General features: G+C 69.8%; 11 protein-coding genes. 5 read left to right on the top strand and 6 right to left on the bottom strand.

Translation table 11 applies throughout. The features are described from left to right. Positions 1 to 16: 16 nt before the first annotated feature. The 3 genes from ABD156_RS36380 to ABD156_RS36370 form a co-directional block, all read right to left on the bottom strand. On the bottom strand, positions 17 to 781 hold the full coding sequence (locus ABD156_RS36380; protein WP_344284797.1) for an NAD(P)-binding domain-containing protein: 765 nt from the start codon (positions 779 to 781) through the stop codon (positions 17 to 19). Between the two features lie 31 nt (positions 782 to 812). Continuing rightward, a complete protein-coding gene (locus ABD156_RS36375; protein WP_344284794.1) occupies positions 813 to 1,262 on the bottom strand; it encodes a hypothetical protein in 450 nt (149 codons plus the stop codon). Positions 1,263 to 1,337: 75 nt separating this feature from the next. After that, positions 1,338 to 2,279, bottom strand: a complete 942-nt coding sequence (locus ABD156_RS36370) for an alpha/beta hydrolase (RefSeq protein WP_344284792.1) — start codon at positions 2,277 to 2,279, stop codon at positions 1,338 to 1,340. A 128-nt stretch (positions 2,280 to 2,407) separates the two neighbouring features. Between ABD156_RS36370 and ABD156_RS36365 the strand changes: the two genes are divergently transcribed. Continuing rightward, positions 2,408 to 3,061: a TetR/AcrR family transcriptional regulator gene (locus tag ABD156_RS36365; RefSeq protein WP_344284789.1), complete on the top strand. Its 654-nt coding sequence runs from the start codon at positions 2,408 to 2,410 to the stop codon at positions 3,059 to 3,061. A gap of 561 nt (positions 3,062 to 3,622) precedes the next feature. Here ABD156_RS36365 and ABD156_RS36360 read toward each other — a convergent pair. From ABD156_RS36360 to ABD156_RS36350, 3 genes are all read right to left on the bottom strand, one after another. After that, a complete protein-coding gene (locus ABD156_RS36360; protein WP_037362805.1) occupies positions 3,623 to 4,027 on the bottom strand; it encodes a DUF3040 domain-containing protein in 405 nt (134 codons plus the stop codon). A gap of 1,126 nt (positions 4,028 to 5,153) precedes the next feature. Continuing rightward, positions 5,154 to 6,371 (bottom strand): DNA polymerase IV, encoded by a 1,218-nt coding sequence (gene dinB, locus ABD156_RS36355; RefSeq protein ID WP_344285344.1) that lies wholly within the window; start codon positions 6,369 to 6,371, stop codon positions 5,154 to 5,156. Between the two features lie 157 nt (positions 6,372 to 6,528). Then, entirely contained in the window at positions 6,529 to 7,254 is a 726-nt protein-coding gene (locus ABD156_RS36350) for a methyltransferase domain-containing protein (protein WP_344284784.1), read from the bottom strand. Positions 7,255 to 7,366: 112 nt separating this feature from the next. On the opposite strand from ABD156_RS36350, the gene ABD156_RS36345 reads away from it, so the two are divergent. The 4 genes from ABD156_RS36345 to ABD156_RS36330 all read left to right on the top strand — a co-directional run bounded on the left by ABD156_RS36345 (position 7,367) and on the right by ABD156_RS36330 (position 11,781). Continuing rightward, entirely contained in the window at positions 7,367 to 8,218 is an 852-nt protein-coding gene (locus ABD156_RS36345) for a ParA family protein (protein WP_344284781.1), read from the top strand. Positions 8,219 to 8,222: 4 nt separating this feature from the next. Continuing rightward, the gene (locus tag ABD156_RS36340; RefSeq protein ID WP_344284778.1) at positions 8,223 to 9,041 is read left to right on the top strand and encodes a DNA-formamidopyrimidine glycosylase family protein; all 819 of its coding nucleotides are present in this window, start codon (positions 8,223 to 8,225) and stop codon (positions 9,039 to 9,041) included. 376 nt (positions 9,042 to 9,417) lie between these two features. Then, positions 9,418 to 9,990, top strand: coding sequence for a GNAT family N-acetyltransferase (locus tag ABD156_RS36335; protein WP_344284775.1), 573 nt, complete (start codon positions 9,418 to 9,420; stop codon positions 9,988 to 9,990). A 762-nt stretch (positions 9,991 to 10,752) separates the two neighbouring features. Continuing rightward, positions 10,753 to 11,781: a quinone-dependent dihydroorotate dehydrogenase gene (locus tag ABD156_RS36330; RefSeq protein ID WP_344284773.1), complete on the top strand. Its 1,029-nt coding sequence runs from the start codon at positions 10,753 to 10,755 to the stop codon at positions 11,779 to 11,781. Positions 11,782 to 11,799: the final 18 nt, after the last annotated feature.

Below are 11,799 nucleotides of genomic sequence, written 5' to 3'. Positions count from 1 at the left end.
CGGTTTCGGTTGAGGCTTACCGCAGATCAGTGAGGAGCCCGTCCAGTGCCTCGGCGAGAGCCGTGGCGTTGGGCTGGTCGAACCACGTGGTGCGGATCCGCTCGTTGTTCCCCTTGGGCGTCTCGTGATCGGCGGCAAGCTGGTCCAGGGTGCGGCTCTCGTCATTCAGCGCGCGGCCGACGTTCTTGAAGAGGCTACGCACATACCGGTCGGCGACGTCCGGCGAGATGCCGTGGCCGGCGGCCCACGAGGTGAGCGTGGCGAGGTAGGCGTAGTGGGCGGTAAAAGTCCCGGTCAGCGCGGAGAAGACGTTGAAGGCGTCCTCGTCGGCGACGGGGAGCGCGCCGCCTAACTGTGCGAAGAGAGCGTCCACCTCCGAGTGCGAAGGGCAGGTCACCGTCACGGAGCCACGCTCGCGCACGGCGGGCAGCGGGATGGCCCGGACGATCGGGGCGTCGGTGGCGAGGGTCCGGCGCAGATCGTCGATGGCGACACCGGCCATCAGGCTGACGACGGTCTTGTCGTCGCCCACCTTCAGCCCGCCGAGTGCCTCGCGATGATCCTGGCGGCGCACGGCAATGATCACCAGGTCCGCGCGGTCGACGACCTCCTGATTGTCGACGCACACCTGCACGCCCTCGAAGCGCTCGGACAGTTCGGCGGCGGCGCGGGCTCCCCGGGGCGAAAGGAAGATCTCCGGCGACGCACCGCCATCGCTGCGCAAGCCCTCGACGATGGCCTTGCCGATCTCGCCCACGCCGATGATGCCTATCCGCTGCATTGGGTTGTCCTCCATGGTGCGTCGTGGCTCGTCATGTCGTCAGCCTTCTGGTCCACAACAAGGCGACCGCGAGAACGCCCGCCAGGCAGGGAATCGTCCCCGCCCAGCCCAGTTCCGGCGGCAGTCCGGTCGCGCCGGAGGTGTCTTTGGTCAGCAGTCCGGCGAGCCCGGCGCTGATGCCGAGCACGAGCAGGACGGACGCGGCGGGGCGGGCCCATTTCTTGCCTGCCTTGACGGCCCAGGCCGCCGTGAGCCAGCCAACGACGCCGAGCGCTCCGATGGCGGACAACACGACCAAGTAGGTGGTGACGGCGGAGTCGACCTGTGCCGGGGAATAGGCGGGATAGCCGGTCTGGACGTGGTCGGCGAGCAGGCGGGTGGTGCCGCGGTCGACGTAGGCGGCGATCGTCGCCAGGACGGTGAGCGCGAGACCCGCGTAGATCGCCGCGAGCGGGCCTCGTGCCTGAAGTTGTTGTGTCATCAGGATCTTCTCTCGTCAGCGCTTTCCGGTCATGGCGACGCCGTGGTCGTCGCTTCGGATCGTCGTGCTGCTCGGTCACTCCGCCAAGGCCGCGCGGAGGAACGCGAAGATCTCCGCCTGAGCGGCCTCGGCCTGCGGTTCCACACCGGGCAGAGTGAGAAACGCGTGCTTCGCGCCCGGGTATTCGGTGAGCCGCACCGAGGTTCCCGCCTCGCGCAGCCGCTCGGCGTAGCGGCGGCCGTGGTCGGCGACCGCGTCCTGGGTGGGCACCACCACGAGCGCCGGGGCGAGCCCGCTCAAGTCCTCTGTGGACAATGGCGAAACAGCCCCGGCGTCGGCTCCCGGCGGGACGGCGAGCCGCTGGAAAAGCTGCAGCAGCGGCAGTGCCCGGCTCGGGCTGTATGCGTATTCGGCGATCGAGGGGTAGTCGAACATCGTCTCTGTGACGTCGGCCACCGGGTTGACCAGCACTTGCGCCTTGAGCTCCAGCCCAGCTTCCCTGGCGCGGACAGCCGTCAGCGCGCTGATCAGCGCTCCGCAACTCTCCCCGAACACGGCCACGCGCCCCGGGTCCACGCCGAACTCCGCGGCCTGCCGCATCACGTGGCGAAGCACGTCCCAACCGTCGTCGGCAGCGTTCGCGAGCGGGCTGTCGGGAGCGAGGAGCCGATGTTCGACCGAGACGACGACCGCGGGCAACCGTGCGGTGAGGTGGCTGTTGGTCCAGTCGCACTGCGCGGCCGTGCCAACGAAACCGCCTCCATGGACGTGGACCACCAGCGGCAGGCCGGTCCGGTTTCGCGCCGGCCGGTAGACCCGCACCGGCAGGTCGCGCCCAGGCAGCGCGATCTCCCGCCACTCGATCGAGGCATCGGGATGCGGCTGTCCGAGGATCGCCCGCGCCGCGCTGGAGGCCCGGAAGCGGTTCTCCGCCTCGCGATAGACCAGCAGTTCCTCAGTCGTGATCACCGAGAAATCCGGCTCCGGCGGGCGCGTCCCGGCAGCGAGTTCGCTCATGTTTCCTTCTTCCCCAGTCGATGCGCCGGATGTGCTCCAGAGGCCGCCCAGCGCTTTGTCCTCATTATGCACACACCGTGTGCATCGGCAAGTGCATAGGATATGCTGGCCTGGACGAGAGGGGCGAGATGACTGGCCGCAGGCGATGGTCGACCGACGAAATCCTGGACACGGCGGCGGACCTGCTGCGCACGAGCGACGCCGAGTCGTTCAGCGTGCGCAAGCTCGCCGCGGCGCTCGGGACTGATCCGTCGAGCCTCTACCGGCACTTCCGCAACAAGACCGAACTCCTGCGCGCCGTCGCCGACCGGATCCTTTTGGCCGCCATGGACGGCTACCGCCCCGAAGGCGACTGGAAGCAGCGCATCACCGCGCTGGGCCTGCGCCTGCACGCAGCCTTCGGCGAGCAGCCCCAGCTAGCGACGGTGTGGGGCCGCTACGCCTCCGGCGGCACCGGATCCCGGCTGGTCATGGAGGAACTGCTGCAGGCCCTGCGCGCGTCCGGCCTGCCCGACGAGCAGGTCCCGGTGCGATACCACCGCATCGTGATCCTGCTGGCCGCGCTGATCGCGTCCGAGGCAGGCATCAGCACCATCACCGCCGAGGAGTACGAACAGGGACTGGAACAGTTCCGCGTCGCGGTGCTCGGCGCCGATCCCGAACGCTTTCCCGCCTTGGCCTTCTTCGCCCGCGACGTCCGCCCTCTCGGAGCAGACCGCCACGCCGCCTTCGAAGAAATCCTCGCCGCCCAGCTCGATCAGATCGAGGCCGAGATCCCCTGATTTCGCAGGTCCGGCACCGACGAAGCGGTCGTTGCTGCCTGCCCGCAAGTCTGGGCACTGAGAAGTCCGCCCTGTCACGGCGCTAGCCCGACCAGCACGTCAACTGTTCTGGACTCGGGGAGCCACAACGCGCCATCGGGCTCGGACTCGAACCGGCAGCCGCACAAGCCGAGGTCCGCAATGGCCCCGCCCGCCGAGCCGCCATCCGAACCGGCACGCTGAAACGTTGCCTCAGAACCATTACAACGGCAGGCCGGATCGAGCATTGACCTGCACTGAGCGCCAGCGGCTCCCGGCTCCCGGCTCCCGGCTCCCGGCTCCCGGCTCCCGGCTCCCGGCTCCCGGCTCCCGGCTCCCGGCTCCCGGCCGAGCATCCCGAACCGAGAGCGCGTCGCACCGCGTACCAGACCGAAGCGAACCGCAACCGACGCAGACCGAGCACGCGTCTTGCCCGCGGGCCGCTAGCAGGGGAACCCGTGTCCCGCTAGCCGGTGCGGTCCGTGCCCGCGCACGAGAATCCGCGCTCCGCCCCGAGGGGAGAAGCGCGGATTCGCCGTCGTGCTATTGGCCTTCGAAGCGCTGGCGGAAACGTTCCTCCATGCGCTGGGTGAAGGAGCTCTTGCGGCCGGACGGCTTCCCCCCGCCGCCTCCGTCGTCATGGCTGTTCTTGCCGCCGCTGTCGCTGTGGCGCAGCGACGTCACGGCCATCATGACCCCGAAGAACATCACGAGGAACCCGAGCACGCTGACCACCGGCACGTCGGCGACCCGCAACACCGGGATCACCACACCGAGCACCAGCAGCGCAACGCCCACCACGAACAGGGCGATCCCCTGGATGCGCCGACGGCGCGCGGGTCGGCGCAACCGGGTGCCTCGCACCGTGGATGCGAACTTGGGGTCCTCGGCATAGAGCTCGCGCTCGATCTGGTCGAGCAGCCGCTGCTCATGCTCGGAGAGTGGCATCTTTCCTCCTCCGGCACAGCTGTCGCGGGCGCCGGGCCGCGCAACGTCCTGGACCCAACAGCCAACCCCAGGCGGGGTGGCACTGTCCAGGATACGAGCCCCGCGCTCGTCCGACTACCCGATCCCCGATCCGGAAATGATCGAATCGGGGGAAATCCCGCACAATGCGGGTTGACAGTGCGTCACCGCGACGGAAGTCACCCCCATCGGCGCAGTCCAGGACCCTCCGCCGCCCTGTCGGCCTCCCCCGGGCGGGGTCCCTCGTCACGGAGAGAGAGCGTCCGCGCGCCGACCACCCGCCCTGCCGACGCCCCTCCCGGGACGATCTTCCGCCGATCGATACCCTCCGATATTTTTTCACTTGCCCACCGCCAAGATCGGCAATCGCCCACCGCGCGAACAACCCGGATCCCGCTGACTCAGAGCGACCGCCGAACCCCTAATCCGGACCCAGGCCGCCGAGCCCGCACCGGACGCTTGCTGCCGACCGAGTGCCCATCCCGGCGAATCGCCCACGAACCCGCCGAGGGGGACGAGCCCGGCGCCGGGAGGTTCAGCCGCGAACCCGGCACGACCCGCGCAACGGACCCGAGCGCCGTCGGCCGCGCGGTGACCCCGCACCTCGGCCTCGCCATGACGCCCAGCCGCTCGGGACCATGCACTTGACCCGGCGTCCAGGCCTAGCCTCTGGGCCGCGCACCTGCGCCCGCCCCGGCTCCTAACCGTTCAGCCCCACACACCTTCGCCCGGTCTCCACGCCTAGCCGCGCAGCACCATGTACCCGTCCCCACGTCTAGCCGCCCAGACCACGCACGTTCGCCCCGCGCGCCCACAGCACCACTCCGATCGGCTGGCAGACCTAGGCCAGCTCCTCAACCTGGTTCCGGCACCGCGCAAGGCGGCCGCGGGCCGACCAGCAGCACGGGTCGCGGCGCTCTCCCAACGCAAAATCCGACCTGCTCCTCCCGACCGAACGCGCCCGGCCTTCCCTGCCGACCCCGCTCCAGCACCCTCACCGAAAGCTCGGCCTCGCAGACGCCTGCTCCTCCCGACCGAACCCGCACCGCCTTCCCTGCCGACCCCGCCCCAGCCCGCACCGAAAACCCAGCCTCTCCGACCCCAGACCTCACTCCTCCCGAGGAGAAAGCAGCGAAGCTGGCCGAATCGCGGCCGAGCCGAACTTCAGTCTCGCCACGTCCGCCGCCACCTCGGCGTCCCGCCAGCGCGGCTCGTCGTTCGTGAACGACAGCTGCTCGCCCTCGTCTCCGGTGTCCAGGCCCTCCACCCGCACCCCGATCAGCCGGATCGCTCCCGTCGGCGCGTGCTCCGTCAGCAGTTCGACCGCCGTCCGGTGGATGTCGCGGGCCACGTCCGTCGCCGAGAGCACGGTGCGCGCTCGGGTGATCGTGCGGAAATCGGCGAACCGCACCTTGATCGACACCGTCCTCCCGCGCAGCCCGCGCGACCGGAGCGTCGCCCCGACCCGTTCGGACAGGCGCAGCAGCTCCAGGCTCAGCTCGTCCCGGTTCAGGACGTCGATGTCAAACGTGTGCTCGGCTCCGATGGACTTCTCCGCCGACTCCGGTTCCACGGCCCGGTCGTCATGGCCGTTCGCCAGCGCCCACAGGTGATCCCCGGCGGCCCGGCCCACCGAGCGCCGCAGCCGGGCGGGCGGGGTGGCGGCGATGTCCGCGATCGTGTGCCAGCCGTGCTGCCGCAGCTGTTCCTCGGTCCGCTTCCCCACTCCCCACAGCGCCGACACCGGCAGCGGGTGCAGGAACTCCAGCGTCTCGGCGGCGGGAACGATCACCATCCCGTCCGGCTTCGCCATCCCCGAGGCCAGCTTCGCCACGAATTTCACCTTCGCGACGCCAACCGAACACGCGATCCCGTGCTCCGCCTGCACTCGCTCCCGAATCCGCGCCCCCAGCACGCCCGGAGTCGTCCCCAGCCGCCGCAGCGCGCCTCCTACGTCCAGGAACGCCTCGTCCAGGCTCAGCGGCTCGACCAGCGGCGTCAGCTCCCGGAAAATCCCCATGACGCCGCGCGACACCTCGCCGTACAGCCCTGGCGTCGGCTGGATGCAGACCAGCTGCGGGCAGAGCCGCTTGGCCGTGGCGAACGGCATGGCCGAGCGCACGCCGAAGCGCCGCGCCGGATAGCTCGCCGCGGCGACGACCGAGCGCGGGCCGCCGCCGGACACGACGACCGGCTGGCCCGCCAGCTCCGGCCGCGTGCGCAGCTCGCACGACACGAAGAAGGCGTCCATGTCCACGTGAAGGATCGAGCAGCCGGTGTCGTCCGGCAGCTCGGTCGCGCCCGTGGTGACGCGGTAGCGGGCCATCCCGCTCGGCAGTTCGGCGTTTCTCCCCACGCCTCCGGACGCTACCCGCCGCCACCGACAATTCCCGGCGCTCGAGCCGCGGCGACCACGCTTACGGGTGGTTCGCAACGCCGCCAGGACGATTCCCGCACCGCGACGCGACCAGGAATCGAGCTTCTCAGGCCCGCCGGGCGATGGCGTGCAACCGGCCCGCGACGTCGCGCAGCGCGGGCACCGCCGAAGCGCTCAGCTCGAACTCGGCCAGTTCGTCCTCGCGGACCCCGCCCGGCACGACGTCCGAGATCACCCGGTCGCCCTGCAGCAGCGTGACCTCCAGGCCGGCGGCCTCGAGCGACTCGGTCAGCCCGGAACTGTCGTACCTGCGCAGTACGGTGTCCCCCGCGACAACCCCTTCAGTACCTTCCAGCAGCCGCTGCGCCTCGGAGATCCGGCCGGCCAGCGCGCGATGCAGCACGGCCGCGGTGCGGTTGGCCACCAGCACCGACACGGCACCGCCCGGCGAGACGGCCGTGGCGAGTGCGTCGAGCACCGCGCGCGGGTCGTCGACGACCTCCAGCAGGCCGTGCGCCAGCACCAGGTCCGCCGACCCGGCCGGGACGTGCGCGCCGAGGGCGTCGGAGTCGTCGGCGATGACCGTGATCCGGCCGGAGACGCCCTCTTCCTCGGCGCGCCGGCGCAGTGTCGCGAGCGCGTTCGGGTTCGGTTCGACCACGGTGACCAGGCATCCGGCCGAGGCGAACGGCACCGCCCAGCCGCCGCTCCCGCCGCCGACGTCGACGACGACCGGCTGCTCCACGCCGCGGGCGCGGGCGGCCCGCAGTTCGGCCTCGAGCGCCCGGCGAACAGCGCCCGAACCCCGGGCGGCCACGGTGTCGGTCTTCATGGCCGACAGGGTAATGGCCGCCGGTCACTAGCCGTGACCCGCGTGGGCGCCGCAGCGGCGTTCGCCACCTTCCGCACTACCGCCCCGGCGGGCGGCCCGTAGGCTGTGTCGAGTGCACACGGTCGCCGTTCTCAGCCTCAAGGGTGGTGTCGGCAAAACGACGGTCGCGCTCGGTATCGCGTCGGCCGCGCTGCGTAGGGGAACCCGCACGCTCGTAGCCGACCTCGACCCGCAGGGCAACGCCACCACCTCGCTCGACCCGCCGTTCACCGACGCGACGCTCGCCGACGTGCTCGAGACGCCCGCGCGGGCCGTCCTCGAACGCGCGATCGCGCCCAGCGTCTGGAGCGAGGAGATCGACGTGCTGGTCGGCGCCGAGGAGCTGGAGTCGCTCAACGAACCCGACTCCGACGGCCGCCGCCTGGAAAACCTTTCCCGAGCGCTCGACGAGCTGCACCAGCACCCGTTGCGCGAGGACCCGTACGAGCTGGCGATCATCGACTGCCCGCCGTCGCTCGGCAGGCTCACGAAATCCGCTCTCGTGGCGGCCGACAGCGCGCTCATTGTGACTGAGCCCACAATGTACGCGGTCGCGGGCGCCCAGCGCGCGCTCGAAGCGATCGAACGGATCCGCGAGGACAGCAATCCGGCGCTGCGGCCGATCGGCGTGCTGGTGAACAAGCTGCGCGTGCGGTCGTACGAGCACCAGTTCCGGGTCTCGGAGCTGCGCGAGAACTTCGGCTCCCTGGTGATGCCGACCGCGATCCCGGACCGGCTCGCGGTGCAGCAGGCCCAGGGCGCGTGCAGCCCGATCCACGAGTGGCATTCCCCTGGCGCACAGGAGATCGCGCTGACCTTCAACATGGTCCTCGCCAAGATCCTGCGCTCCAACCGCGCCGGACGGCACCGCGTGCGCGCCGAGGAAGAAGCCGCGCAGGCGGAAGTGTCGGAAACCGCGGGCTGAACTCGTGCCCGAGGGCGACACCGTATTCCTGGCCGGAAAGCTGCTCGACCGTGCACTCGCCGGGAAAACCTTGGTGCGCGGCCAGTTCCGGCACCCCGAACTGGCCACAGTGGACCTCGCGGGCCGGGAGGTCCACGGCGTCGGCACCGTCGGCAAGCACCTCTTCACGCGCTTCTCCGGCGACCTGACGCTGCACAGCCATCTGCGGATGGACGGCGAATGGAAGATCCAGCCCGCGGGCGCGAAGTGGTCGATGCCCGCCCATCATGCGCGCGTCGTGCTGATGACCGAGGACGTCCAAGCGATCGGTTTCCGGTTGCACGACCTGAAATTGGTGCCCACCGCCGAGGAACATGACCTCGTCGCACACCTCGGACCGGATCTCCTGGATCCACAATGGACAGAAGAGCACGCCGCACGGGCCGCCGCCAACCTGGCCGCGAAACCGGACCGCGAGCTCGGCGACGCACTCCTGGACCAGCGGATCATGGCCGGCGTCGGCAACCTGTACAAGTGCGAGATCTCTTTCCTGCTGCGGGTTTCCCCGTGGACCCCAGTGTCCGAAGTGGACCCCGCACGGACGGTGGCGCTCGCCCGCAAGCTGCTGGTCGCCAACGCGTGGCGGCACGAGCAAGCCACCACCGGCGACCTCCGCCGCGGCCGCCGCACCTGGGTCTACGAACGCACCCGCCAAGGCTGTTTCCGCTGCGGCGGCCCGCTGCTGGTGCGCCGGCAGGGCGACGGACCGTACCAGCGCCCGACCTGGTGCTGCCCGCGCTGCCAGCCCGGCCCCGTCCCGGCCGATGGACCGCCGCGCAAATGATGTTGCCGTACCGAGAGGTTCGCGGTTAGCGTGGCAGTACACGAGAGAGGAGGTGGTCCTAAGTTGTATTCACACAGGACGCGTGAGGTGGCTGTCCGCTAGCGGATGGCACGTGTAGGGACTTTGAGCAGCGATACAGCAAGAGCCACCTTCGGCTCATCGCCTGCTTCACGTGCTGCCTGCTGACGAATACCAGGCAGTCACCGGGTTCCCGGGGTTCTCGAGCACCGGTCCGGCTCGAGCCTGGACGCTGACGGCGTCCAGGAGGCGCCCCGGGAATTTCCATGTCCGCTTGTCAGTGAAGCGTCGCCATGTTCCCTCTCGGCGATCACCGCGACGGTTCCTGCGGAGCGGGAGAAGTCGCTAGGCTTGGGGGATGCTCAGGCCGGACTATCCGATCAGCACCGAACGCCTGCTCCTCCGCCCCTTCAGGGACGACGATCTCGATGCCCTGAACTCGTTCCAGTCCCGCGCGGACGTCGTCCGCTACCTGTACTGGGGGCCTCGCAGCCGCGCGGAGTCCGCCGCCGCGCTGGCGAAGCGCGTCCACAGCGCGACGCTGTCGGAGGAAGGCCAGTTCCTCGCCGTCGCCGTGGAACTCGCCGAAACCGGGCAGCTCATCGGCGACCTCAACCTCGAATACCTCAGCGCCGAACACCGCCAAGGCGAGATCGGCTTCGTCTTCCACCCCGACCATCACGGAAAAGGCCTGGCCCTGGAAGCGACGAGAGAAGTCCTGCGACTCGGCTTCGAAGACCTGGGGCTGCACCGCATCATCGGCCGCTGCGACGGCCGCAACACCGCGTCGGCGGCGCTGATGGAACGCCTGGGCATGCGTCAGGAAGCAAGGCTGCGGGAAAACGAAATCGTCAAAGGCGCATGGACCGACGAGTTGGTCTACGCCATGCTGGAAGACGAGTGGAAAGCCGGCGCCGCCCGGCTGAACTGATGGCCCGGGACGGCTGGTTCGCGGATGCCGCCGGGCGGGCACGAGAAGTCGGATGTTTCGGCGGGGCCCCGGCTGAAAGCTGGCCTGCCTCAAGCAGGTCTCTGGGCACGGATGCCGGGCACGATCTCAGGACGCCCACAGACTCGCTACATGCCGTGAAGGGCTCCTTGAGGGACTCTGATTCCCTCAAGGAGCCCTTCACAGACATCACCCGCTCGAGACCGCAGCAGTTGGTGCCGTGAGGGGAACCCTGAGGGACTCTGATTCCGTCAGGGTTCCCCTCACGACCCGCAATGGTCGTGAGGGGAACCCTCACGGACCTGGATTCCCTCAAGGGTGGCGCGGCTGGCCGGGTTGGCGCGCAGGTGCCGATTGATGGGTAAACGCGGGGCTGCGGGGCTGGTCAAGTTGGGCGCGCGGGCACGGCGCAAGCAAGTGCGCGCCCAACCGCAACCAACGCACCCAACGATCGAGGCACCCAGCCCCCAAACCGCACCGCTGCACCCAACGATCGAGGCACCCAGCCCCTCCCCCGCACCCCGATACGAAGCTCTCCTGCGGTCTGGGGGTGCTTGTCAAGGCATCTTTCCCGCCTTGACAAGCACCCCCAGACCGTCAGCACAATCAAGCTTCGGGGTGCCCCACGCAACCACCACGGCAATGTCGCCGCCAGGCGACGAGCCGAACCCCGGACGCGACCCCCGCCACAACACCCCCCAGCCACCCCAGCCAACCCACCCCCCATACGGCAGCATGGGCAACGTGCTCTTCGACAGGATCGTCCGCCCAGCGATGTACCGGCTCGCCTACCACGACCCCGAGGTAGTCCACGAACGCACGGTCACCCTCCTGAGCCGAGCCGGAACCGCCCTCCGCCCCATCACCAAGGCGTACCGGACGAACGATCCCACCACAGTCCTAGGCCTAACCTTCCCCAACAAAATCGGCCTAGCCGCGGGCATGGACAAAAACGGCCGAGCCCTCAACGCCTGGCCGGCCCTGGGCTTCGGCTTCATCGAAGTCGGCACAGTCACCCGCCACCCCCAGCCGGGCAACCCCAAACCCCGCCTCTTCAGCCTCCCCGCCACCGACGCGGTCATCAACCGCATGGGCTTCAACAACGACGGTGCCCAAGCCCTGGCCGACCGCCTCGCCGCGCACGGAAAACCCGCGGTACCGCTGGGAATCAGCATCGGCAAATCGAAGGTGACGCCGCTGGACGAGGCCGTCGAGGACTACCGCTACTCCCTCCGCGCGCTGCACCCCTTCGCCGACTACTTCGCGATCAACGTCAGCTCCCCGAACACCCCCGGCCTCCGTGCGCTGCAAGACAAATCCGCACTCGCCGAGCTGCTCGCCGAACTCCGCAAGACCGGCACCGAACTGGGCGGCAACACGCCCCTGCTGGTGAAAGTCGCCCCCGACCTCACCGACGACGCGCTCGCCGAACTCCTCGAAGTCTGCCTGGACCACGGCGTAGCCGGCATCATCGCGACCAACACGACTCTCTCCCGCGCCGGCATCGCCCCCGCTGAAGCCGCACTCGCCTCGGAAACCGGCGGTCTCTCCGGCCGCCCGCTGACCGAACGCTCGGCCGAAGTCGTGCGCTTCGTCCACGAAGAGACCGAGGGCAAGCTGCCGATCATCGGTGTCGGCGGCATCCTCGGCCCGGACGACGCCCGGCGCATGCTCGACGCGGGCGCGAGCCTCGTCCAGCTCTACACCGGCTTCGCCCTGCACGGCCCCGGCCTGGTCCGCCGCGTCGGCCGGGGGCTCGCGGCGGGTCGGTAGCGGGGCCTGGACTCAACG

It is taken from the genome of Amycolatopsis albidoflavus (assembly GCF_039525725.1).
GTDB lineage: Bacteria > Actinomycetota > Actinomycetes > Mycobacteriales > Pseudonocardiaceae > Amycolatopsis > Amycolatopsis albidoflava.
Note: the sequence above shows the minus strand (reverse complement) of the source record. Positions and strands in the feature narration are given on the sequence as shown.